This is a genomic window from Bacillus sp. FSL K6-1338 (assembly GCF_038006965.1).
GTDB lineage: Bacteria > Bacillota > Bacilli > Bacillales > Bacillaceae_G > Bacillus_A > Bacillus_A thuringiensis_S.
The window spans coordinates 2,148,595-2,173,674 of the sequence record NZ_JBBOWI010000001.1 but is presented as its reverse complement, the minus strand read 5'-3'; the positions used below and the strand labels follow the sequence as shown (position 1 = coordinate 2,173,674).

Genomic DNA, 25,080 nt, shown 5'->3' with positions numbered 1-25,080 from the left:
CCCTCAAAAAACATTATGCTCAAAAAAACTCTGCTATTTAGCAGAGTTTACGAGCTAATTTGCTCTTGTAATGAAATTTGTTTTTCATCTTCTAAAATAACAATCGATTCTACTATCTTTGTAACTTCCAATCTTTTTATATAGTGTCCATCTAATTCTTTCACACAAAACTTATAATTTTCAATTTCAATGGAATCCTCTTCAGCAATCTCTATATTCTTCGTTAAAATCCAACCACCAATTGTATCAACACCATCATCATCAATCCCTAAACCAAATAACGTATTCACTTCACTAACAAGTACTTTTCCCTCTAGTATCGTCTTCGTTTCACTAACTTGTTGAATTTCTGGCTGCTCATCCGTATCAAACTCATCCTGAATATCTCCAACAATTTCTTCCAGAATATCTTCAACAGTAACAAGTCCAGATGTCCCACCATATTCATCTATCAATATAGCAATATGTGTTCTTTCTTTTTGCATTTTTAAAAACAAATCATGAATTGGGATAGAATCGATAACTAAAATAATTGGTCTCATATATTGCTCTACTGTCTTTTTATTAACAACTTTATGTTGTACAAACTCAGTAAAAATATCTTTAAAATTCACAAAACCTATTACGTGGTCTTTATCGCCATCAACAACTGGATACCTTGTATATTTTTCACGAGACATTTTTTGCAAAGCTTCTTCAGCAGGCATTTCTTTACTTATAATATTCATTTCGGTTCGAGGTACCATTATTTCTTTTGCAATCCGATCATCAAATTCAAAAATTTTATTTACATATTTATATTCAGATTGATTAATTTCACCATTTTTATAACTCTCTGAAACTAACAACCGTAATTCTTCTTCTGAATGAACCTCATCATGCCCCTTCGGCGGTTTCAACCCTAGCAGCTTCGTAATGATTCGAGCTGAACCATTTAATATCCAAATAAATGGGAATGCAATACGATAAAAGAAAATTAACGGCTTAGAAACAAGCAAACTTACTTGTTCAGATTTTTGAATTGCAAATGTTTTTGGGGCCAATTCCCCTATTACAACATGTAAAAAAGTAATTAAAAAAAATACTAAAATTACAGCAAAAATGTCTGCTAGTTGAGTAGAGATATTCCAATTTGCAAAAAGCGTATCAAACATTTGCTTTAACGCAGGTTTACCAAACCACCCAATTCCTAAAGCTGTAACAGTAATTCCTAGCTGACAAGCAGATAAATATTCGTCTAAGTTTGTAATGACTGTTTTGACCGATGTTGCACGATTATTTCCTTCTGCAATTAAATAGTCAATTCGTGAACTTCTCACTTTAACAATTGCAAATTCTGCTGCAACGAAAAATGCCGTTAAGGCAATTAAAACAATCACTATACTTATACTATATATGTCCAAATACTTTTCCTTACTTACATTGTAAGCAAGGAAGCCACCTCCTACTTAATTATATTCAAGTGAAGTAAGCATTCTAATACTCTAACAAAATTCTACATTAGCAACCACCTTTTTATATATTATATGCATACATAAAAAAGATATTTATCATTATGATAATCTAATTCATTTACACTAGTCAAATTATTCTAAATGTTACGATAAAACATTTTTATTTAAACGAACTATTCTTCTCAACTCAATTTCGTGAAAAAACACTTTCTTTGCCGATTCCACACTTCTTTTGTCGCACTAGAAGGGAACTTACTTCATAGCTCGAAATCATTCAACAGGATATATATAGGAGGGATTATTTTGGAATATAAAACACCATTTATCGCAAAAAAATTAGGTGTTAGCCCAAAGGCTGTTGTCCGGATCGCGCAACAATTAAATCTTACGATAGAAAAAAACAAATATGGCCACTTTATTTTCACACAAGATGATGTCGATCAAATGTTAGAACACCATCTATTTCAAATAGAGCAGTCTCAAAATCCTCAACCTACTCAAAAGGCTTCCTCAAATGAGGTTGAAGAATTAAAAACTCAAGTCAATACAATTGTTCAAAACATATCATCGAATGATTTTGAGCAATTAGCTAATCAATTAAACACTATTACAAGAAGGCTCGATCGAATGGAAGAACAAATGCAAGATAAGGCAAATGATGTCGTCACGTACCAACTTTTACAACACCGTCGTGAAATGGAGGAAATGTTAGAGCGAATTCAAAAGTTAGAAGCTGCGCTAACGAAAGAAGAACCCATTTATATTACTCCTGATTCAAAACCAACATACGAACGAGAAAAGAAACCGAAGCGCCGCAAAATGATTTTTAGTATATTTGGATTATAATTTTTAGACCCTTATTAAAATAATAAGGGTCTTTTTTAATGAAGAGTTATATCTTATAAAAATATTATTCTCTTTATTATACATATTCACTTCGTTTTATTTCGTTAACATAATATTTTTACTGTATTCTGCAATTAATGCCTGTGCATGAGCATTCCCTTGAATCACATCACGAAATTCTTTTAAAGAATACAAATGCGTAACCCCTTTTCGAGCATGAATTCTTACTGGTACACCTTGTAAAGTATCATGAAACTGAAATGGATTATCTATCGGTTCAATTGGAAAACCGAGTGTAAGTAAATACATATACATTCTTTTTGTCACTGCTGCAATGTACCATTCAGCTTTTGTTTCTAACGCATGTATAAATAAAATAGCTGTTAACCTTTTGAAATGTCCTCTCCCACGAGATGTTTTCGAAATACTTAACTTGCCTATTTCATACACATTCTTCAAATCTTTTACTAAATCATTTTTAGAAAACGGATAGAAAAACTCAGAATTTGATTGTTCAGGTACCGTATACTTAATACATTCTACTGTACCAATAGGATGTTCATCTTCTATTAATAAAAATCGTGATGGATTTAAATTACGTTCTACAAACATTAAGTTTCTTTCTTCACAAAAATCTCCCCATAGTTGCTCGAACCCAAAATGTTCTTCCTTTGTTTGAACACGCTGGAACATATTTAACCGCCTTTCCCATCGCCGCTCTGTTTTTGATAACGCTTTCACTATCTATCATATAAGAACAAATCTTCGTATGCAACTAAAAATATTTATGACTTATTATATTCTGCAAAGTGAATTAGATTCCAATTTAATCGACTTTTATCCCGCGCTCACATTCCTTTTAATAACACATTCGTATCACTTTTCAAACCTAAATTACATTATGTTTCTTTCCATACAGCATATAATTCTTCTTAATCTAAAAAAATCCTTTATGAAAAAGGATTTCTTTTACTTCTGAATGCTTTTTAACCATTTTTCAAAAATTTGTACCATCCCATGTTTTCCAGCTAATTTCTCTTCCCCTTGTTTCGTCTTATATGGATATAACTGCAAGAAAACACCGCATCCAGACTCAATTTTTTTACTATGCATATGGCTTCCTGGATATACACAAATGACTTCATAAATTGACCTTCGATAATAGACTCGCTTTCCATCCTGTTCTTCTACATACTTTATAGACCAGTACTTATACATTTGCTCAGTTGCTTTTGTATTTCCGACATGCTGAAAAATATTGTACATTGGACTGTATTTCACTTCAATAATAATAGAAGATTTATATACGTAGTTCCCATCTTCTTTTACATAACAGTCTAAGCGAATATCTGGCTTCTTCGTATCCTCACCATTGTAAAAATTACTACCTTTACTTAATGCAATAAGAGGATGTGTTTCAATTAAATCATTAAATGCGACATGCACCTTTATATCATCTCGTTCTAAAACTACTGTCGTTCCATCTTGTAATCCATCTACATAAAAATGTTCTTGTATTTGTTCACGAATTGAGTTTCTAGCCTCAAAACCAATTTGCTCTAAAATTGAAATAACGATAAAAAAAGCGTAATATTCATACACTAAAAACGTTGGCTTATAAACAAATAATAACGATGGAGATTGATCCGTATATTGCGGGAGTACTTCTAAATGATGTAGTAATTGTTGATGTGGTATCGGTAAATCATGTAAGTTCATGTTACTTGTTTCAGTAACTTCCCTCCAAAACGAAGAGTGCATTAACATTTGAAAGTATTGTACATTTTCATGCACGATATGCGCCAATATTTTATATTCTTGTATTTTCATTGAGCTCTTTCGTAAATCGGCTTCTTTTAGTAAATGTATATTTTTATATTTTTGCTTCTCTCTATCGGTTACCGATCCATTTCGCTCAATTGTTTGTATAATCGTTTTTACGGCTTGAAACTCTTCTGATTTTTTCTTTTTTTCTCTTTCTAAGATTTCAATTGTTTGACGTAAAAAACTTTTAGCTTCAATTAAATAATGATAAAATTGCATCGCTTTATATTTAAGAAATGCATTTTCCTTACTATTTTTTTGTTCCATAAACTTACGATTATAATGTTTGGCATAAGGTTTTCTTTCTGCCACTATAGTTCCTCTTCTTGTTGGCTTTCGCTCTTTTCCTTCCCATTTATATGCATTTATAAATTTTGAACTTGATTCTATTTTCTTAAAGATTTGCTTTATCATTTTCATTTTTTGGGGTAACTTTCTAAGCAACACTAAATAAGAAGAATCCTCAATATCGCTAAGTGCAGAGAAAGTCTTTTTATAATAACCTCTATCCAAAATCAACTCATTTAAAATTGACTTCACATAGTCTTGAATCATTTCAAATTGATCATCAAAAAAGTTTTTCGGTACGATTTGAAAAGCGCCATAATACGTTGTATCTTCTATGCGCACTTCAAAATGGTATAAACCGCAGCGCCATGGATAAAAGAATTCTGTTTTCCCATGTTCATATATTAATACTCTTTGTTTTTTTTCATTTATTTCATATTGAGCCTCTTTTATATTTTTCTGTCCCTCATATACTTTATTCCATATAAAAGTAATATTCATTGGGATTTCATAATTATACTGCAATCTAATTGGTTTTAATTCTTGTACTTTATAAATACATTGAACCAATGCTGTAGTAGATGTACAAAGACGATTTAATAAAATATAATCTCCTTTCCCCTCATTTCCAATGATTAACTTTAATACAAAAGGGAGCGTTTCATTCGTATCAACGATTTTTGTTTCGTAACGCCCTTCATTTTGCATATCCATACAGCTCCAGTTCCCTACGTTTTTCTCGTATATATGCTAAAGAATGTTCAAATGTAGATACTCTGTTTGCAAGTGCAGATTGCAAAAGAGGTACTAAGGTCGCTCCCCTTTTGGCTTCTTCAGAAAGTAAAGACCCAACCATCATTTCGGTCCCTCTGATTTTCGTTAATACACGCTGCTTTATTTGTAAATCAAACCCCTCTTCTCTACTGATCATATAGGTATGGTTATTTTGGAACGGTATGTTTTGCAAATAAGTCGCAATTGCATTTGCACATCGGAAAGAAATTCCCTTAGACGCATCATGTGATGACAATACGACATGCAACTTATCTAATAGCTCTAATTCTTCTTCAGAAAACACTTCAATCATCGCTTTATTTCTCATCCAATTTATCCGAAATTCTCCCGCTGTTACTTTCAAAGGTGGGTGTAATACGACTTTCCCCTGTTCCATGCCCATCTCACAAAACGGAATTTTCTGTAACGTTATTAGGTTCGTTCGGTCTAATAATCGATCGGAGAGCTCTTTCGTTGTTTCATCAAAATTCACAGTACCTACAAATATAATATTTTCTCCAATTTCAATTGTTGATGGAATTGAATTCTCAATGTCCTGAACACCCTCATACAAGTTTAAAATACGATTTTTTGTTTCAAGTTGAAGAACAGAGAGAAATGGAGTAAACCAATGCTCAATATGAGACATGTTCATTTCATCAAAAACGATTATATACAGTTGATTTTGATTTTCTTTCGCCTTCATTAACGTCCTAACTAACTTCGTTTCACTTTCAATAAAAGTACCATTCGGATGAAGGTAACCAAGTAAATCATGTGGTTCTTGATACGATGGCGAAATTGGAATCCAAACCAATTCCTCCCCATACTGTAACCCTAATGCTTCTGCATAAGTTTGCACAAAACGTGATTTCCCAACGCCCGGTATACCACCAAGAATCGTTAATATATTTGTTTTTACACTTATATGGAAATTATAAATATCCGTTTCATCCAAATATAGCCCTTTATTATGCACCATACTTTGTACATACTGTAAAAAGGACGATTCACGCTCATCCCATTCCCATTCCTCTTTTTGCACTTTTATATCCTCTACTTCAACTATCTTACCTTCTTCATGCATTCGTTTTTTTAATTGCTCATACACATGATCACTTACAAAATATAATTGATCTTCTACCGCTATTTCTACATACTTCGTCCAGTCACTGCAGTTTATATATTTACATTCCCGTTTCTGTTCAAAATATGCGATTGAGCTAATTGATGACTTTAAGGATATGTTTCCATACAGTCTTCCATCATGCCACAATAATTCGGGAGGCTCAAAGTCTTTCGGAAATTTTGGCATAAGAAATGATAAATAACCGTTGCTAAGTTTTCGTTCTAAAGACTCTCTTTTTTTATTATTTGTAACTTTAGGTGCCGGAATCATTTTATAGCTGCTTGCTATTTCTTTCGGTTCTTCTGTACATATTAACTCCACGTATACATTTCCTCTTTCATAATAAAGACGAAACATCACTAATTGCTTTTCTAATTTCCTCTTCTTTAATTCCGAAAAGATTTTTTCATTCTTTTTATTACTACATACCCCTTCAAATACATATGGTTCATTTGCAAATTGTTCCTGTAAAGTGAATGGTATTGGCGATAAGCATTGTACAAAGAAATTCTCTCCACTCTTCTCTTTCTCAGCTTTTGTAAATTTCCCTAAAAATCTCATATAGTACATTCGTTTTATAAAACTTGGCTGAAGAGCTTTATGTAATCTCACCTTAGTCACCTTCTTTTTTCATACTATTCTTAGTGTATGAAAGAAACGAAAAACTAGAAATAAAAAACCTGACGTTATCCGCCAGGTTCAAAATTAAAACGTATATTAATGAGAAGGAAATGCTTTTTTCTCTTGTAAAATTGCATTATGAGCAATTTTCATTTTAGCAAGTACGTAACGTAATCGATCTTCAGCATTTTCATCTTTACTTTTTTGTAATTCCGCCAAATTTTCAACAGAACTTGCTAAATTTTCAATGACTCCTCTCAATTCAGGATGATGATTAAAAAAAGATTCTTGCACTAATACTTTCCTTAACTCACTAGCTAAATCAATTATTCTAGACAACTGTTCTTTTTCTTCCATTCTCATCCCTCCTGAATATCTTATGTAGTAAATATTCTCTAAACAAAGAAAAAAGCCCTTTAAATAAAAAGGACTTTTTACATTTTTATATTTCCAGTTAATAACATATACAGGGATGTGATAGCCGCAACAATAATTGCCCCCATCACATATCTCTCTGCACCTGCAAAACAACGGTTCCCTTGTTCTTTTCTTGCAAACGTGTAAACAATAATTCCAATTCCATACACAATTGAAACGAGTAGTAAATTCTTTAAACCAGCTGCATAAAGAAGCCATACAGAGTAAATCGAAGCAATTAAAGCTAACGCTCCATTTTTTAATTTAGCGTCTTTTAGCTCGTTTGTAATGACTAATTTTAATTGGAATAACGCTGATAATAAATATGGTAATAAAATTGATGTTGATGCAATGAAATACATAATTTGATATGTTGATTCTGAAAACAGAACGATGATAAATATAATTTGAGCAACACCATTTGAAATCCATAATGCCATGTGCGGTGTTTGCTTTTTATTTGTTTTCGTAAAGACTTTTGGAAATACGCCATCTTTTCCTGCTACATGAGAAATTTCAGAAACAAGTAAAAACCAGCCAATTAATGTACCGACAAGTGAAGCAACTAACCCGATATTAATCGCACCTGCCCCCCATGGACCAACAACATGCTCTAATACATGTCCCATTGACGGAGTTTCTAACACAGAAAGTTCGCCTCTTGTCATAGCTCCCATTGATAGGACAGAAATTAAAATATAAATGGACATTACTAAAATAAGCCCCATTACTGTTGCCTTACCAACATCTCGGCTATTCTTCGCTCTTCCGGATAATACAACCGCTCCTTCAACTCCAATGAAAACCCAAAGTGTTACAAGCATTGTATTTTTCACTTGACCAAGTATAGCGGAAACTGAGATTGTTCCTTCTCCCCAAAAATCATGTGTAAATGTGTCCCAGCGAAAGACTGTTACCATTACAACAATAAATAAAACGATTGGAACTAACTTCCCTATTGTTGCGATAACATTCATAATAGAAGCTTCACGGATTCCAAATAAAATTAGAAAATGAAGTGTCCATAATAAAAGTGATGCCCCAACGATAGATGCAACATTATTTCCTCCTTTGAAAATTGGAAAGAAATAACCTAATGTACTAAACAGTAACATAATTGTTGCGACATTACCTAAGATTCCTGCTAGCCAATATCCCCAAGCACTATTAAACCCAATATATTCACCGAAACCAGCACGTGCATAACTATAAATTCCACCTTCAAGTTCCGGTTTTTGTCTTGCTAACGTTTGATATACGAGCGCAAGTGGAATCATTCCCATCGCTGTAATACACCAGCCAATTATTATTGCGCCACTGTTTGCTCCTACTGCTAAATCATGCGGTAAACTAAAAACACCGCCACCAACCATCGTTCCAACTACTAATGCGATTAATGGAAAGAATCCTAATTTCTTTTCTATTTGTACCACCCCATCTGTCATTCTAGGTGTTATGTTCGTTCAACTATTAAAGTCACCTTTTTCTCTAATAGACGTTTCTCTTATATTTTTTCAGGAAAACATTACTTATTCTAAAAGAAAATGAACAAAAATGGAATACTTTTTTGAAAAAATGTATAAGTATGCACAAAAAAACCGCTCATTTTGTAATGAACGGTCATTTCAAACATATAAATTTGTATATTTCTTGTAAATTTAACGAAGTAAATTCTCTTTTTGTAAAAATTGTTTTGCGACTTCTTCACTACTTTTACCATTCACATTAACTTCATAATTCATTTTTCGCATTTCTTCATCTGTAATCTTTCCAGATAATTCATTTAATACCTTTTCAAGTTCAGGATATTTCTGTAACGTTTCTTTTCTTAATAATGGTGCTCCTTGATAAGGTGGGAATAACCCTTTATCATCTTTTAGCACTTTTAGTCCGTATTGCTCCAATTCACTATCTGTTGAATATGCATCAATTACGTTAACATCTCCAGATTGAATTGCGCTATAACGCAGCTTCGGCTCCATCGTTTTAACATTCGAGAACTTATAGTTATATAATTTTTGCATTCCTTTATAACCATCTTCACGATCAGCAAATTCCAATGTAAATCCTACTTTGGCTTCCTGCGCAACATTCCCTAAATCAGAAATAGTATTTATATTCTTTTGATCTGCTATTTTTTTCGGCATGGCTAGTGCATATGTATTGTTATACTCCATTGGCATCAACATAATCATATTATATTTCTTTTCCAGTCCAACGCGAGCCTGCTCATATACTTCATCACGATTTGTACTCTTTGGTTCTTCTTTCACGAAAGTAGATAGCGCTGTTCCTGAAAATTCTGGGTACACATCTACTTCACCTGATTTCAACGCTTCAAATACAAATGCTGTTTTCCCAAGACCTGGTTTTAATTGTACGTGTAAATCGGTATCTTGTTCAATAAGCTGCTTATACATTTGAATTAAAATTTCAGGTTCTGATCCAAGTTTGCCCGCAATAACAATATCTTTCTTTTCTGTACTCCAAAGAAATGGAGAAGCAATCATTACTACAACTATACATATCGTCAATATAACACGCTTAGAAGAGCGTTTCGGTCGTTCAAGTATGCGAAGTACTATATCAAAGAATAAAGCGAGTAACGCGGCTGGTACGGCCCCTAAAATGATAAGTGCATGATCATTTCGATCTATACCTAATAATATAAGCTTACCTAGCCCACCAGCACCAATGAGAGCTGCTAATGTAGCCGTTCCAACAATTAATACCATCGCTGTACGAATACCGGCCATAATGATAGGCAATGCAAGAGGAAGTTCTACCTTCCACAACCTTCTCCAACTATTCATCCCCATAGCTCTCGCGGCTTCTATTAGTGATTCATCTAATTCCCTTATTCCTGTATATGTATTTCGTAAAATAGGTAATAGTGCATACACAACTAATGCGATAATCGCTGGAAGTTTTCCGATTCCTACTAACGGAATTAATAGTCCAAGTAATGCAAGTGATGGCACTGTCTGCATTACCGCAGAAGTTCCTATTATAAATTCAGCCATTCGTTCTTTTCTTGTTAATAAAATGCCAAGTGGCACCGCTATAATTACTGCAAAAAATAATGAAATAAGCGATATTTGTAAATGCTCACTTAATGCAGTTAGTAATTCTATTTTTCGTTCTTGGAACGTTTGTATAAAATTAGTCACTGTTTAACCTCTTTCCTTCATTTGTTCAACAATGTAATTGACAATATGACGACTTGTTAACGCTCCAATATATTGACCGTTTTCTTCAACTGGAACGACCTCCTCGTCACGCACACGAACTAGCGCTTCTTGTAAAGAAGAATGTAATGATAGTGCCTGCCCTTCTAATTGCACACTTTGATCAAGCGGCAATACATCTGCTACACTTTTCTCCTCATACCAAGTTCGTCCACGATTTCCAATGAACTCCTCTACAAATTCATTTTTCGGATTATGTATAATTCCTTCTGGTGTATCTAGTTGAACAACTTTTCCTTCTTTCATAATACAAATGCGATCTCCAAGTGATAATGCTTCTTGCATATCATGTGTTACGAACACGATTGTTTTTTGAATCTTTTTTTGCAACTGTACAATATCCTTCTGAAGCTGTTCCCTACTTAATGGATCTAACGCACTAAATGGTTCATCCATAAGAACGATTTTCGGGTTTGCGGCTAATGCTCGCACGACACCGACACGTTGTTTTTGTCCTCCTGACAATTCATCAGGCATACGATCTCGATATATATCCGGATCTAATCCAACCATATGTAACAAGTCATCGACGCGTGCTTTTATTTCCTTTTTGCTCCATTGCCTCATTTCAGGAACAACTGCAATATTTTCAGCGATTGTCATATGAGGAAACAAAGCAATCTGTTGCAACACGTATCCTATATCCCAACGTAATTCGTTTATATTATATTGTTGAATATCTTTTCCATCGATTAAAATCGACCCTTCAGTCGTTTCGATTAAACGATTAATCATCTTCATTGTCGTTGTTTTCCCGCAACCACTCGGACCGATGAGAACAAAAAATTCTCCCTTTTTAATTTCTAAATGCAATGAATCCACTGCTTTCGTGCCATCTTCATACGATTTTGACACATGATTAAATTGAATCACAAATACAACTCCTTTACTGTTGTTTCCTTTATTTTGATGGAATATGGCATTCATTTCAAATGATACGCTTTTAAATTAAAAAAGAGCTCGCATTTGAGCTCTAACGATCGAACAATATTGTTTTCATAATAGCAGCATATTCGCGAACATACATTTTTCTCTTAGAACGAATTGGTGTTTCAGCAGCTAGTGCCTCCATCTTCATGCCTAAACGCTTTGCAATTATTTTCGTTCGATATAAATGATACGTATTACTTACAACTACCGCATGTTTCACATTATATAAATCCATACTAAACTTTAAGTTTTCATACGTATTTGTAGATTGATCTTCTATTAAAATACGACTCTCATCTATACCATGTACCATTAAATAGTTTCTCATGCTATGAGCTTCCGGTATATCTTCATCTTCTCCTTGGCCACCTGAAACAATTACTTTCGCTTCAGGATGGGAAAATAAATACTCCAACGCTACATCCAAACGATTTTGAAGAGATAAAGACGGTCTATCTCCAAATAACTTTGCACCCAGTATAAGAACGTACGGAGAGTGATAGCTCAACTTTTCACGAGCAACTTTGTTCATTCGAAACGTCATATAAATGATGTATAGTGGCGGTAATAATAAAATTATAAGAAAGATCCATTTGTTCATAAATAAGTATTCACTCCCTTTCTTGTTATTATATAGAAAAAGAAAGGGAGGCAGAAGTGTTTTTTCAAACGATTGATTTATTAGAAACATGCGCCGCTACTTTACGTTGTGATAGTACATAATAAATAGCGATTCCTAATGAGAAGATCAATATGCAGCTTAATACGTAAAACGGCAGCATGACTCCAACTTTAGATACACCCGCTGTAAACAACATTAATAATAAAATTCGTATTCCAGTACCAATTAGGCGAAATAAGCTGTCTACACGTCCCATTACTTCATTTGGAATTTCCTCCATCATCAATACATTTCTCGCCACTCTTGTACCCGCATTTCCAACTGCATGAAAAATTGCAAGTCCATATAAGAAAATTACGGAAGGTTCAATACTCATTGCGGTAATTGAAATTACATAAATGAACATCGTCATAACGATTGAAACTTCTGTTTTTACATATTTCATTATGAGTGGAATACAGATTCCTGCAACAACCGCTCCAACACCGTACATCATCCCCTCTATTGCGTATACAGAGGCATTGGCTTTAAGTATATCCGAAATATAAACTGGTATTAAATAATTTGCCATCATAACACCTATAAACGGCATATAAGTGGCCAGTAAGAACCAAAAGAGCTTAGGACGTTTTTTCATAAAGTGAATTCCTTCAAATAATTGCTTCTTAAATGTTATTTTTCTTTTCACTTCTTTTTTCTTTACGTACGGTATACATAAGAAAAGAAAAAATGCTCCAGCAAAAGTTAACATGTCTACTAACAAAATCCACTTCAAAGATACAATTTCAATTAAGAAGCTCGCGGCCGCTCCAGAAATAACTTGTGTTAACTGTCCTTGTATTTCCATCGTTCCACTTAAACTTTTATAATGTTCCGCTTGAAATATCTCTTGGTTGAACGCAAATATTGTAGGATAAAATAATAAATAGTAGAATGATCCGGCTATATAAATAAGAATATAGTGAATAGAATGATAAGGTTGCCCAGCAAATCCCCATATAAACATTATTCCAATTACAGCTATTCCGATTCCTTCGTTACATAGCAATAAAGATTTTCTTGAAAAACGATCAATACTTTGCCCAATGAATGGTGTTAATAAAAACATAATGAGGGTTGCAATGATAGAAACATAACCAAATGTTGTCTCTCCTCCACTCTCTTTAATTAACAGCCACGGAATCGTTATCATAACAATTCCGGAACCAATAGCAGATAGACTATTGGCCCCTAGAATGTAATACAAGCGAGAATCATGATAAAGGGAGGACATATCACTCCACTCCTAGTTGCTTTTTCACCTCTTTATATACGCTCATATATGCTTTTAACTCTTTAACTACATCATGAATTAATGGTTTCGCATCTTCCCCAAGTTCCCCATCTTGCACATGTAATCCATCAAGCACAACTTGTTTTGGAATTGCATTTGCATAAACACCTCTAGCGACCGTTCGCATGCTGTTTAATGCATTTATTCCACCTTTACCGCCACCAGCAACCGCTAACAACGCAACTGGTTTATGAATAAATTCACTACTACTTAAGTAATCTAAAGAGTTTTTCAGCGCACCGCTCATCGCATTATGATATTCTGGTGTACATAATACAACCCCATCCGCAGCTTTCACTAACGTTTTCAATTTTTTTACTGCCTCTAAATCACGTTGTGACTCTTCTCCATTGTATAAAGGTAACTCCTCGATTGCTAAATCATATAATTCCCCTTCAAATTGATCCGCAATATATTTTGCCACCACGCGAGTTCTGCCAAATTTTCTTGGTGTACCGTTAATAACGACTAGTTTCATGATTATTTCTCCCCTTTGTTTTTAAGTTCTACTTATATATTATCAGAAATTTCTATACAAAATACAATATAAAGAGTTAACTTGTTTCATAAAATAGTATGATAAACAAAAAAGAACTCATACTTTCGTATGAGTTTCGTACAATTACTTCGTTTCATCTCTCAGACTCAATGTACCTAAACTTTCATTTGCTTCAAAATGATTATATGCTTTTTCCGCTAATTTTTTCCGTTCTTCTGGTAATTCTATATATTTCATTACGTTTTCAATTATTTTTTCGTACGGAGTAAATACAATTCCCGGCCACTCTACCTCATCTTCTGGATTACTATTTTCGGAAATAATAAATTTTTTATTTGCGACTGCATAAGACACGCGAGGTGTTTCAAGAATTCCTGATAAGTAAAAATGAATATTTAATATAATTTTAGCTCTAGCAATCAATTCATTTCTAACAATTCCCCACGCATTATTTTTAAAAACTATATTTAAATTTGGGGCAATCGCTTTTAGATGATCAAAAATAGCTTGTCGCCTCGGATTAAGAGCACCTATAAACAGAATATCAATATCTTCAGTAATGTCATCTTCAAATGCATCTTTTTTTATTTCCAAAGTTGGAGCATAGTTCATTTTTACATGTTTTATTTCTTTTCCTACCCCTTTTTGTTTTAGCCATTCTATATTTTGTTTACTATAATCCCAAATCACTCTATCTTTTAATAATATTAAATAAAGGGGGTGCGCATATGGACTTCCTTCGTATAGCTGTTCTAAATTATAAATAATTGCATCTTTCGGAAGATGATTCGGGTTATATGCGTATGTATGTGCTCCAAAAACAACTGTATTCTTTACATTTTCCAGTATTGTTTCTGATATAATTACTGTATTTCCCTCCTGCTCCAACCGCCACTTTAAAGCTCGCGCAACATCTATGAAACTACCGTATGTCTTTGGGCATATAAAAAGACAATAATCATATTCTTTATTCAAATAAGCTTCCATTAATTTTAAATTATTTTTATATAAATCTACATCCGGATGTTTAAGTACTAACTCATTTGCATGTTTTCTTGCTACTTTATATAATCCAGCATAATAAGCAGCGATGCATCTTCTTAATTCGATTCTTTCACGATGTTCATCTAATACATCCATGTTTAAAAGAAGATTTGCGATACAATACGCTTTTAAATGATCACGATCATAATAATAGTCTAGTAGTGGCATCAATTCTTCATACGTATTTCCATGCACCGATTCTCCTAGTTCAATCGCCCATCGCATTAATTCCATGATTACTCCACTACTCCTTTAACCGAAAATGTATTTAATAAAATTTCGCATTATTCTCTACTACATTTGCTATATGAAATGGAATCTCTTCTTTAATCGATTCCAAATACTTTTGCGACACGGCCCCTAAATGTTTTTTATGAGGTATATAGAAAGCACTAATAGAAATTTCATAGTCAAATAAGTAATCATACACATGATAATCTACAAATAAAAGATCATCCTTTGGAAAAGGAATTTCCTTTCCTTGCAGAGCATACATCAAAGCAATATTGTTTTGAGATCGTAATCGATACAACCTTGCAAGTTGGTATAATGGTTCAGCCCGAGTTGGTCTATATTCCCACGCTTTTTGAAAATAAAAAACAGCTAATGCTAAATATTTCTCTTCTTGCCCTTTAACAGTTTCTTTTTCATCAGCATCTGTCACTTCATTTTGTTTATTTGCTGAACGATTTGCTAACTGCTCATAACAAAACCCTATTCGCAATAACGAATAGAATACCTCTTCAACCCAACCCCCTGCTTCCACTCGTTTTTTATACCATTTAATCGAATCTTCAAATTGACTTAAATGAAAATAAGTTTGGGCTAAATAAAATAAATATCTTATATGCAAATCTGGCGTTGTTTCTGGGTCGTTTATTCCTTGTAACAACAACCTCTCATCTCTTTCAAATTTATCAGCTTTACTCCCGCCATCTCCGGGATCATTCACGACAAGAGTCTCTAACCGATCTACCCTCGTATTGTAATTCGCTCCAACTTTTGAGCGATCTATATCCCAATACTCATGAGTAACACCGACAGATTTCCATGGTAAAGAAGCTTTCAAAAGACGTGTAAGCCAATATTTAATATGAACATCATATTGCAATGTAAGATAATGATCTTCCGTTAAGCTCGTTTTATCGAAATTCGGATCAACCTCTAAAATCATATCTGCATCTAATATTAATAAATAATCCGCTTCTGGATATGTTTTTTGCGCTAATGAAACAGCTAGGCTTCTGTTATAACCAAAGTTTTTAAACGGCTCATGATGAACCGTTCCAGGTATCTCATTTTCCTTACACCAATTTTCAATAATTTCAGGCGTATTATCCGTCGATCCAGTATCACAAATAGAAACAAAATCTACAATTGATTTTGTTGCATTTAAACATCTTTCCATAATTCTAGACTCATTTTTGACGATCATACAAAGACATAACTTTTTTTCTTCCTTTACAGACTTCACTTGCTCATTTCCCATTTAACCACCTCATATTTTATTAGCACGCTCTTCTCATATGTAACAACATTTTTTAGCTATACTGATGACATAAGCACCCTTTTACTATTTATGAAAACTTCATTTTATTTATTCTTACTTTTATGTTGGGACATATTTCATACTTCGCTTTATATTTGATACAATCAATGCCAAAAAATATAATATGGGAATCCGTACATTTCAAAGTCTAAGGGGAGGTTATATTTTGTTGGATTACATTTGGCTAGATGACAAATCACCAATTTTAGAACAACTACCAAGAAACTTTAAATCTGCAGCTATATTGCTACATCCTTTTATCCAAATGCCTTTAGGATGGGAAAAGTCTGTGAGAAAAAGACCATATGAGCACATCTATCCTAGCACTGAAGAAATCATTCATAATGGGAAATCCGTTTCTTGGAAGGAAATGATGTCTTGTAGTGGATTACATTCATACGCAGAATTAGCAATGGCCATGTTGACTTCCATTAGTGCCCTTTCAGAAGAATATAAAAGAGAGGATTTAGCTGAAAAGCTACATTCAAACTTAAAAAAAGATCTTTATTATCCAACAGAAGATTATACGTCTATATTTTTATTACACAAATTACTTAAACTCCTCGGTTCTAAAGGTGCAAGAAATCTATATTTCTCTGAACCAATTCTTGATACAAACGGATTATTACAGGTAAATAATACTACTCCATTAGATATTTGGGACATTAGCAATAATGAGTTAATTATTACTGGCGAAGACAATGAGTATGCGTTTATGAGTATATACGATTCCTTTACAACCTTATTATTAGCTAAAGAAGAAAATATAGAATATATTGTTCAATCAATGAATGTTGAAGCTGTCATTTGTGACAAAAAAACGATGATTGATTGGTATTTGTAAATTAGTAATTTCTTAAACTATAAAAAAGAAACTTGCGCTTATGCACAAGTTTCTTTTCAAAAACATCCTTATTTTTTTACAACTTCATGTCCACCGAACTGATTACGTAGTGCTGAAACTACTTTTCCATGGAATGTATCATCTTCCTGAGAACGATAGCGCATAAATAATGACATCGCGATTACTGGTGCCGCTGCTTGTAACTCAAGCGCAGTTTCAACAGTCCATTTCCCTTCTCCTGAAGAGTTCATTACACCTTTAATGCCATCAAGTTTAGGATCATCTGCAAATGCTTTTTCAGTTAAGTCCATTAACCAACCGCGGATTACTGATCCGTTCGCCCATACTTTTGCAACATCTTCATAATTGAAATCAAAGTCACTCTTATCTAGTACTTCAAATCCTTCAGCGATTGCTTGCATCATGCCGTACTCAATACCGTTATGAACCATTTTTAAGAAATGACCACTACCAACGCGGCCAGCATAAGAATAGCCATTTTCTACTGCTAAATCTTTAAATAAAGGTTCTAATTGGTCATAAATTTCTTTTTCTCCACCAACCATTAAACAAGCACCGTATCTAGCTCCTTCTACACCGCCAGATGTACCGATATCTACATAATGTAACCCAAAGCTTTTCGCTTCTTCAGCACGGCGTAACGTATCTTTATAGAATGAATTTCCGCCTTCAATAACGATATCACCTTCATCTAATAACGGATACACATCTTTTAATACTGACTCTACAACTTCTCCTGCAGGCACCATTACCCAGATCGTACGAGGAGCTTCTAATTCAGCGATCATTTCTTTTAATGTATGACGTGCAGTAATTCCTAGTTTTCCTGCCTTTTCTACAAGCTCTTTATTTACATCGTATACAACTACTTCATGCTTGTCTTCATGTAAGTGTTCAGCTAATGGGAATCCCATTTTTCCTAATCCAATTAAACCTAGTTTCATATTAATCAATCTCCCATTCTATACAAATATATTTAATATCGAAATTAATCCAAGTGCTACAACTGATAGTATAGTCTCCATTGCGGTCCATGTTAATAATGTTTCTTTCACAGTCATTCCGAAATATTCTTTAATCATCCAAAATCCCGAATCATTCACGTGTGATAAAATTAATGACCCTGCGCCTGTTGCAAGTGCTAGTAGTTCAACATTTACACCAGGTGTACTTGCTGCAATCGGTGCTACAATTCCAGCTGCTGTCATCATAGAAACAGTTGCCGATCCAGTTGCGATTCGGATTAGTGCCGCAATTCCCCACCCTAATAATATCGGTGAAATATGCGATTCTTTCGCCATATCTGCAATTGTCGTTCCAATTCCAGAATCTAATAGTACTTTATTAAATGCGCCGCCTGCACCAATCACTAACAATATGTTTGCAATTGGCCCAAGGCAATCATTTGTAAATTGTAATACTTTATCTTTAGAAAATCCTTTTGCATAACCAAGGCTAAAGAAAGAATAAATCGTTGCAATTAATAAAGCGACTATTGGATCTCCAATAAAGTGTAACACTTGTGCAAGTTGACTCGTTTTATGTAACGCTACTTCAGCAATGGATGCACCAAGCATAAGAAATACTGGAAGTAAAATAGTAAACAATGTATTTCCGAAGCTAGGAAGTTCTTTCTTCTTATCTCTTTCAATAAATTGCTCCGCTATATCTAATGGTACTTCCTTATGGATACGAGCACCAATCCATTTCCCGTAAAGTGGACCTGAAATAATTGCAGTTGGAAGTCCGACAATTAACGCATATAAAATTGTCTTCCCTACATCTGCTTTAAAAATACCAACTGCCGCCATTGCCGCTGGATGCGGTGGAACAAGTCCGTGTACGACTGACAGTCCTGCTACTAGCGGAATACCGATTGTAATAAGTGATACCCCAGTTTCTAACGCAATTGTAAATACTAACGGAATTAATAGGACAAATCCAACTTGGAAAAATACCGGAATCCCTACTAAAAATGCAACGAACATCATCGCCCAGTGAACTCGTTTCTTCCCAAAACGATTAATTAATGTGTTAGCGATACGTTCAGCACCACCAGATTCGGCCATCATTTTTCCAAGCATCGTTCCTAGTGCTAAAACTATTGCTAAAAATCCTAACGTATTACCAAGCCCTAGTTTAATAGAATCAATAATTCCTGGATCTTTTGGTGAAGTTCCAATTAAAGGCATTCCCATTGCTAATCCTACACCAATTGCTGTTAAAATTAATGCGACAAATGGATGCCATTTTACTACCGTAATAAGTAAAAGTAGTATGACAACTGCCGCTAGTACGATCCCAACTACCATTTCTCCCAATCCCCCTATTATTTACGTTGGAAAGCAGCTATACAATCAAATTCTTCTTTCAAGCGATTGTAAAGTCGTTCATACATATAAAACATTTCTAAATATATAGCCGTATTTTCTTTATTCGGTACATGGTGATGAACAATATCAATCCAATCCTTTACCTCTTCAAGAGAATCAATTTTTCCTACAGCATATAAAGCAACTGCCGCTGCCCCAAGCGCAGATGCTTCATGACTTTCAGGTACAAGCAATTCTTTCCCCATCATATCGGACAACATTTGTCTCCAAAATGCAGATTTCGCAAACCCTCCTGAAACTCGTATTTCAGTAAGTGGCCCTGTACAATCTCTAATTGCGAGTGCTACTGAATATACACTCATACAAACACCTTCCATCACTGCACGTATAAAATGTTCTCGCTTATGTTGAAGATTGATTCCAAAGAATGTACCACGAGCATTTGCATTCCAGTAAGGTGCGCGTTCTCCAGATAAGAAAGGTAAGAACAATAGCCCATCCGCTCCAGCTGGTACGCTTTCTGCATATTTAATTAATAAATCATAAGGATCAATTCCGAGCTTTCTTGCTACTTCTTGCTCTGGACTACCAAATTCATCACGTAACCATCTCAGTAATATTCCGCCGTTATTCGTTGGACCACCGATTACCCAGTGCTCATCTGTTAATGCGTAACAAAACGTTCTCCCTTTCTCATCTGTATTTATATTTGATGAGATTGTTCGAACCGCACCACTCGTTCCAATGGTAATTGCAGCCGCACCCGGTGATATCGCCCCAACTCCTACATTTGCAAGAACCCCATCACTTGCTCCTATGACAATTGGTGTCTCTGCACTTATCCCCATCTTCTGTGCTAATTCTGGCTTCATACCTGATAAAATATATGTAGTTGGTACAGGGGTTGATAATTGTTCTGGTGACATATGTAACATAGTTAAAACATCTTCATCCCAGTTTAATGTTTCTAAATTAAATAACCCCGTAGCAGAAGCAATCGAATAATCAACTACGTAGCGTGAAAATAATTGGTAAATCACATACTCTTTAATGGAAATGAATTTATAAGCACTTGTATATAACTCTGGTTCCTCTTCTTTCATCCATAACAATTTAGAAAGTGGTGACATCGGATGAATTGGTGTACCTGTACGTCTATAAATTTCATGCCCATTCATTTGTTGTAATAATTTTTCTGATTGCTTCGTACTTCGATTATCTGCCCAAATGATAGAACGCGTTAATGGCGCACCATTTTCATCTACTGCAATTAATGCGTGCATAGCTGTACTAATACCGATTGAAGAAATATCTTCTGGTAATACATTACCCTTTTCGATGGCAACGCTTACACTTTTGTATACAGCGGCACATATTACATCAGGATCTTGCTCAGCCCATCCGACGTTCGGTTGAATAATTGGGTAATCGATTGCATGTGATGCAATGACTTTTCCTTTTTCTGTGAACACAACCGTTTTCGTACTTGTGGTACCGATATCAATCCCGATTACTCTCCCCCTTGTTTCCATGCGAATCTTCCCTTCATTTCTAGCAAAATACGATTTAGTAAACCGTTTACATGAATTAGTATATAAAATATTTTTTTATTTATCAAGTTATAAAAAGAAAATTTTTTTCATATAAAAAAATAAATCTACTCATTCCATTTCACTTATACACTAAATTTAGCTACTCCTTGCGGTAAAATTACGTTATATTCGTTACGCAATACACTCTTTCCTCTCATTAACAACACATACATAGTCCTCCATACGTTCTACTCATTTGCATGAAGAAAGAGTTGAAAAGCAATATTCATTTTTAGCGGTCACGTAATATCGCTATCAAGCCAAGAAAAGTAACTACCCGCAGAATGAAAATTCTGTGCATTTTGCTCTTGTTTATTGTTTTAAGTTCACTAGTCCTTTTGTCTTGATAAAAATAGAGCGCGGCCCCTACTATTACTTTTTTATCTTGTAAATATATCTTGCATACTATAAAATTCAACAGTATTTTTATTTTTCAGAAAAATAAAACAATAATATAGAATTTATTGTATAATGTTGTAAAAAGATGTCGGAGGGATTTAATGTTAAATACAATATCTCAATTCACAATTAAGCTTTCATCAATTCTTTTATCACTCTTACTATTATTAAATTTACCTTATTTATTTATCACTCAACAAGGATTTACCTTTCAACCAATTTATTTTTTTAATCAGATCGTTACCATGTTAAAACAGGTCTTCTCCCTTGAATCATTAGTGATTATAGGATCAGACCCGAAGTTTGGCCATTTCAAAAAAACACCATTATTTCCAACTGTTTTAGAACCTTACCTATATTCATTTACTATATTATTTTCAGCCTTTTTTCTTGCTCTCTTTTTATCATCTAGCATGGCATTTTTTTATTTTTTAGCAAAAGATTATATAAAAAAATGGATAAACCGAATTGTGTTCATATTAGAAGCTGTCCCTGATATGATGATGATGATTTGTTTGCAAATATTTTTCATATGGGTACTTCAGAAATTTGGGGAATCTCCTGTCACTATTATTTCTTTTAATGAAAATCGAGCTTATTTACTCCCTATTTTATCATTAGCTGTCTTACCTACATTACAAATGTTTCGGATGATGGTGTTATACATAAAAGAAGAACAAGGAAAACATTACGTAGAGGTTGCATATGGAAAAGGCCTTTCATCAAGTTATATATTATGCATTCATTTATTCAAAAATATATCTATCCACTTCTTCCACCATTTAAAAACGATTTTTGTTTTCTTACTTTCTAATTTATTCATTTTAGAATTTGTTTTTAATATGGAAGGCATTATTCAATTTTTATTTAATAAGGCGTTTGTTTCACCTCCAGCTACATTTATTATACTTGTTATGATTATTTTACCGTTTTACGCCATTTTCCAAATAATCTCATTCATGATGAATAGATGGAAAAAGCAATTGAAAGGAGTATCATTATGAAATCTATTTGGAAATCAAAACGCTTTTTAATCGGCTTTACTTATTTATTCATACTTATTTCAGCTAGTTTTATTTATAGTTGGTTCTTTAAAGATAACATCCCAAAACCTCCTCAGTTACTTTACAATGAAAATAACGAATTACTTGGAAAGGCTCCCTTTCCACCATCGTTAATTCCACCTTTTGGATCTGATCGTTTTGGAGAGTCTGTTTTCTTACAAATTGTAGAAGGAGCAAAATTTACTATTTTATTAGCCGTGGCAATTAGCTTCTTTCGAATTTTATGCGGAACATGTATAGGAATCCTCTTAAGTTTATTTGCTCCAAAACTCAAGAGATTTTTCCAGTCATGCTCAGAAGTTTTTTATTATATTCCAACTCTATTTATCGCATTCATACTTATCACGCCCGTTAATATTGTAATCACGTCAAATGCTGATGGGGTAGATCCAAATATTTCATTTACATTTTATCAAGTACTCGTACTTATTTTCGTCGCTCTGCCTACACTTTCTTTATACATATCCTCAGAGGTTGATGAATTTATGAAACAAGATTACATCTTAAGTTCACAATTACTGGGGGCTAGTCGTTTTCATATTATTAAAAAACACTTACGAGTCTTATTACTTGACCGCTTATTTGTATTATTTATGGAACATATCGTCCAAACACTCATACTCGTTATCCATTTAGCGTTGCTTAACATTGTAATTGGCGGCATACAAATGCGTGAACTCTATGACGGAGTGCTCAAACCTGTTTCTCTATCTAATGATTGGGCAGGCCTTATTGGATTAAATCGTAATGAAATGAATCTTTCATGGTGGATTATTTTTTATACTCTCGCTTCATTCTTTATTACGATTCTATTTATTAAGCTTATGACCATCGGGATTCAAGATGCACTGAAAGCAAGAGATTCGCAAATTGTAGCAATTCAAAACGTTCCAGATCATAAAAAATTTGTTAAACATAAAGATTCTTTTTCGTTTGCAAATAAAGTAAACCTTTAATCGTTTCTCATTAATCAAGTATTAATTGGCATCGATATTAGTAGAAAATAAAGAAGATGATCCCTATTAAATACAGGGATCATCTTTTTATGCCGTCTAACTTTTTTTACATGTCCTTTGCTAGACTCACAATTTTTATATTTAAAGTGAATTATTTGCAATCACAATTATGTTTTTTAAAATCAATTACCATACGCCCTTGAATTCTACCTTGTTCCATTTCTTCGAATACATTTTGTACTTTATCTAGCGAACAAGTTTGAACAACCGGCACTACTTTTCCTTCTGCCCCAAACATAAACGCCTCTTCCAAATCTTTACGAGTACCAACTAGAGAACCAACTACTTCAATTCCATCCAGTACAAGTCGCGGGATGTTTAAGTCCATTGTTTCTACTGGTAGCCCTACTGCAACTACTTTACCGCAAGCACGTACTGCATCAACTGCTGAGTTAAAGGCTACTTTAGAGACTGCTGTTACTACCGCAGCATAAGCGCCACCAAGCTCCTCTTGAACAATTTTATCAGCAGGACCTTGAGAAATTGGATTGATAGTCATATCAGCACCAACTTCTTTCGCTAAGGCTAATTTGTCGTCATTAATGTCTACTGCGATTACCTTTGCACCAAATACATTTTTAGCATATTGGATAGCTAAGTTACCTAATCCACCGCAGCCATAGATTACAATAGGTTGACCAGGTTTAATATCTGATACTTTAATAGCTTTATATGTAGTTACACCAGCACATGTAATTGATGATGCTTGAGCAGGATCTAATCCTTCTGGTACTTTTACCGCATAATCAGCTGTAACGATACATTGTTCAGCCATACCACCATCTACTGAATAACCTGCGTTTTTAACTTCACGGCAAAATGTTTCTCTACCAGTTACGCAATATTCACAACGTCCACAAGATTGGAACATCCATGCAATACTTACACGGTCACCTATCTTTAGCGAATTAACATCATCAGCTATTTTCGTAACAATACCTACACCCTCATGACCAAGAATACGGCCATCAGTGTTACCAAAATCATGATTCGCAACGTGTAAATCAGTGTGGCAAACTCCACAATACTCTACATCTACTAACGCTTCACCTGAGCGTAACGGACGTAATTCTTTTTCAACCACTTCGATGTTTGCTTTGCTGTTTTTATTAACCACTACTGCTTTCATATGTGATCTCCCCTTTAGTGTTCTAGCGTTTTAATGAGTTTATCTCACAACTACTTTCCTCACTACTTTGGCTAGTTACCGTACCAAATTTAAGTATTCAATCA

General features: G+C 34.1%; 21 protein-coding genes. 4 read left to right on the top strand and 17 right to left on the bottom strand.

Annotated elements, in window-relative coordinates:
- Positions 1-47: 47 nt before the first annotated feature.
- Positions 48-1,403: a hemolysin family protein gene (locus NZ044_RS11300; protein WP_000356246.1), complete on the bottom strand. Its 1,356-nt coding sequence runs from the start codon at positions 1,401-1,403 to the stop codon at positions 48-50.
- Between the two features lie 354 nt (positions 1,404-1,757).
- Between NZ044_RS11300 and racA the strand changes: the two genes are divergently transcribed.
- Positions 1,758-2,300, top strand: a complete 543-nt coding sequence (gene racA / locus NZ044_RS11295) for a chromosome-anchoring protein RacA (RefSeq protein WP_000456012.1) — start codon at positions 1,758-1,760, stop codon at positions 2,298-2,300.
- Between the two features lie 96 nt (positions 2,301-2,396).
- Here the strand turns inward: racA and NZ044_RS11290 are convergent, their stop codons facing one another.
- From NZ044_RS11290 to NZ044_RS11235, 12 genes are all read right to left on the bottom strand, one after another.
- The gene (locus NZ044_RS11290) at positions 2,397-2,993 is read right to left on the bottom strand and encodes a hypothetical protein (RefSeq protein ID WP_000487795.1); all 597 of its coding nucleotides are present in this window, start codon (positions 2,991-2,993) and stop codon (positions 2,397-2,399) included.
- Between the two features lie 276 nt (positions 2,994-3,269).
- Positions 3,270-5,120, bottom strand: coding sequence for a hypothetical protein (locus NZ044_RS11285; RefSeq protein WP_002162815.1), 1,851 nt, complete (start codon positions 5,118-5,120; stop codon positions 3,270-3,272).
- The gene (locus NZ044_RS11280; RefSeq protein ID WP_118961732.1) at positions 5,110-6,927 is read right to left on the bottom strand and encodes an AAA family ATPase; all 1,818 of its coding nucleotides are present in this window, start codon (positions 6,925-6,927) and stop codon (positions 5,110-5,112) included. The genes NZ044_RS11285 and NZ044_RS11280 overlap by 11 nt, the downstream gene beginning before the upstream one ends.
- Before the next feature lie 105 nt (positions 6,928-7,032).
- On the bottom strand, positions 7,033-7,293 hold the full coding sequence (locus NZ044_RS11275; RefSeq protein ID WP_000391447.1) for a hypothetical protein: 261 nt from the start codon (positions 7,291-7,293) through the stop codon (positions 7,033-7,035).
- Between the two features lie 77 nt (positions 7,294-7,370).
- Positions 7,371-8,798 (bottom strand): basic amino acid/polyamine antiporter, encoded by a 1,428-nt coding sequence (locus tag NZ044_RS11270; RefSeq protein ID WP_340949747.1) that lies wholly within the window; start codon positions 8,796-8,798, stop codon positions 7,371-7,373.
- A gap of 213 nt (positions 8,799-9,011) precedes the next feature.
- Entirely contained in the window at positions 9,012-10,523 is a 1,512-nt protein-coding gene (locus tag NZ044_RS11265) for an ABC transporter permease/substrate-binding protein (protein WP_098505733.1), read from the bottom strand.
- Between the two features lie 3 nt (positions 10,524-10,526).
- Positions 10,527-11,474 carry an ABC transporter ATP-binding protein gene (locus NZ044_RS11260; RefSeq protein WP_098505732.1) on the bottom strand — a complete coding sequence of 316 codons (948 nt, stop codon included), beginning with the start codon at positions 11,472-11,474 and terminating at the stop codon, positions 10,527-10,529.
- A 100-nt stretch (positions 11,475-11,574) separates the two neighbouring features.
- Positions 11,575-12,132 (bottom strand): YdcF family protein, encoded by a 558-nt coding sequence (locus NZ044_RS11255; protein ID WP_001045713.1) that lies wholly within the window; start codon positions 12,130-12,132, stop codon positions 11,575-11,577.
- Positions 12,133-12,196: 64 nt separating this feature from the next.
- Positions 12,197-13,426 carry an MFS transporter gene (locus tag NZ044_RS11250; RefSeq protein WP_000097155.1) on the bottom strand — a complete coding sequence of 410 codons (1,230 nt, stop codon included), beginning with the start codon at positions 13,424-13,426 and terminating at the stop codon, positions 12,197-12,199.
- 1 nt (position 13,427) lies between these two features.
- Positions 13,428-13,964, bottom strand: coding sequence for an NADPH-dependent FMN reductase (locus tag NZ044_RS11245; protein ID WP_000780355.1), 537 nt, complete (start codon positions 13,962-13,964; stop codon positions 13,428-13,430).
- A 144-nt stretch (positions 13,965-14,108) separates the two neighbouring features.
- The gene (locus tag NZ044_RS11240; protein ID WP_340949744.1) at positions 14,109-15,263 is read right to left on the bottom strand and encodes a glycosyltransferase family 1 protein; all 1,155 of its coding nucleotides are present in this window, start codon (positions 15,261-15,263) and stop codon (positions 14,109-14,111) included.
- 34 nt (positions 15,264-15,297) lie between these two features.
- Complete coding sequence (locus NZ044_RS11235; protein ID WP_000526224.1) at positions 15,298-16,518, bottom strand: tetratricopeptide repeat-containing glycosyltransferase; 1,221 nt, start codon at positions 16,516-16,518, stop codon at positions 15,298-15,300.
- A 139-nt stretch (positions 16,519-16,657) separates the two neighbouring features.
- Between NZ044_RS11235 and NZ044_RS11230 the strand changes: the two genes are divergently transcribed.
- The gene (locus NZ044_RS11230; RefSeq protein WP_025989024.1) at positions 16,658-17,422 is read left to right on the top strand and encodes a DUF2711 domain-containing protein; all 765 of its coding nucleotides are present in this window, start codon (positions 16,658-16,660) and stop codon (positions 17,420-17,422) included.
- A gap of 68 nt (positions 17,423-17,490) precedes the next feature.
- Here NZ044_RS11230 and gnd read toward each other — a convergent pair whose 3' ends face one another.
- From gnd to gntK, 3 genes are read right to left on the bottom strand one after another with little or no spacing between them, the layout of a single operon-like run.
- Positions 17,491-18,387, bottom strand: coding sequence for a phosphogluconate dehydrogenase (NAD(+)-dependent, decarboxylating) (gene gnd, locus NZ044_RS11225; RefSeq protein WP_000765981.1), 897 nt, complete (start codon positions 18,385-18,387; stop codon positions 17,491-17,493).
- Between the two features lie 18 nt (positions 18,388-18,405).
- On the bottom strand, positions 18,406-19,755 hold the full coding sequence (locus NZ044_RS11220) for a GntP family permease (RefSeq protein ID WP_000260204.1): 1,350 nt from the start codon (positions 19,753-19,755) through the stop codon (positions 18,406-18,408).
- A gap of 17 nt (positions 19,756-19,772) precedes the next feature.
- The gene (gene gntK / locus NZ044_RS11215) at positions 19,773-21,308 is read right to left on the bottom strand and encodes a gluconokinase (protein ID WP_000449998.1); all 1,536 of its coding nucleotides are present in this window, start codon (positions 21,306-21,308) and stop codon (positions 19,773-19,775) included.
- 560 nt (positions 21,309-21,868) lie between these two features.
- On the opposite strand from gntK, the gene NZ044_RS11210 reads away from it, so the two are divergent.
- Both NZ044_RS11210 and NZ044_RS11205 read left to right on the top strand, forming a co-directional pair.
- Entirely contained in the window at positions 21,869-22,771 is a 903-nt protein-coding gene (locus tag NZ044_RS11210; protein WP_000935302.1) for an ABC transporter permease subunit, read from the top strand.
- Positions 22,768-23,787, top strand: coding sequence for an ABC transporter permease (locus NZ044_RS11205; RefSeq protein ID WP_000836579.1), 1,020 nt, complete (start codon positions 22,768-22,770; stop codon positions 23,785-23,787). Before NZ044_RS11210 ends, NZ044_RS11205 begins: the two co-directional genes overlap by 4 nt.
- A gap of 151 nt (positions 23,788-23,938) precedes the next feature.
- Here the strand turns inward: NZ044_RS11205 and adhP are convergent, their stop codons facing one another.
- Complete coding sequence (adhP, locus tag NZ044_RS11200; protein WP_000649140.1) at positions 23,939-24,976, bottom strand: alcohol dehydrogenase AdhP; 1,038 nt, start codon at positions 24,974-24,976, stop codon at positions 23,939-23,941.
- Positions 24,977-25,080: the final 104 nt, after the last annotated feature.

Bases quoted from the DNA above. Each gene is read 5' to 3' on its own strand.
- NZ044_RS11290 (WP_000487795.1), bottom strand. From the start codon at position 2,993: ATGTTCCAGCGTGTTCAAACAAAGGAAGAACATTTTGGGTTCGAGCAA.
- NZ044_RS11285 (WP_002162815.1), bottom strand. From the start codon at position 5,120: ATGCAAAATGAAGGGCGTTACGAAACAAAAATCGTTGATACGAATGAA.
- NZ044_RS11275 (WP_000391447.1), bottom strand. From the start codon at position 7,293: ATGGAAGAAAAAGAACAGTTGTCTAGAATAATTGATTTAGCTAGTGAG.
- NZ044_RS11270 (WP_340949747.1), bottom strand. From the start codon at position 8,798: ATGACAGATGGGGTGGTACAAATAGAAAAGAAATTAGGATTCTTTCCA.
- NZ044_RS11255 (WP_001045713.1), bottom strand. From the start codon at position 12,132: ATGAACAAATGGATCTTTCTTATAATTTTATTATTACCGCCACTATAC.
- NZ044_RS11250 (WP_000097155.1), bottom strand. From the start codon at position 13,426: ATGTCCTCCCTTTATCATGATTCTCGCTTGTATTACATTCTAGGGGCC.
- NZ044_RS11245 (WP_000780355.1), bottom strand. From the start codon at position 13,964: ATGAAACTAGTCGTTATTAACGGTACACCAAGAAAATTTGGCAGAACT.
- NZ044_RS11240 (WP_340949744.1), bottom strand. From the start codon at position 15,263: ATGGAATTAATGCGATGGGCGATTGAACTAGGAGAATCGGTGCATGGA.
- NZ044_RS11235 (WP_000526224.1), bottom strand. From the start codon at position 16,518: ATGGGAAATGAGCAAGTGAAGTCTGTAAAGGAAGAAAAAAAGTTATGT.
- gnd (WP_000765981.1), bottom strand. From the start codon at position 18,387: ATGAAACTAGGTTTAATTGGATTAGGAAAAATGGGATTCCCATTAGCT.
- NZ044_RS11220 (WP_000260204.1), bottom strand. From the start codon at position 19,755: ATGGTAGTTGGGATCGTACTAGCGGCAGTTGTCATACTACTTTTACTT.
- gntK (WP_000449998.1), bottom strand. From the start codon at position 21,308: ATGGAAACAAGGGGGAGAGTAATCGGGATTGATATCGGTACCACAAGT.
- NZ044_RS11210 (WP_000935302.1), top strand. From the start codon at position 21,869: ATGTTAAATACAATATCTCAATTCACAATTAAGCTTTCATCAATTCTT.
- NZ044_RS11205 (WP_000836579.1), top strand. From the start codon at position 22,768: ATGAAATCTATTTGGAAATCAAAACGCTTTTTAATCGGCTTTACTTAT.
- adhP (WP_000649140.1), bottom strand. From the start codon at position 24,976: ATGAAAGCAGTAGTGGTTAATAAAAACAGCAAAGCAAACATCGAAGTG.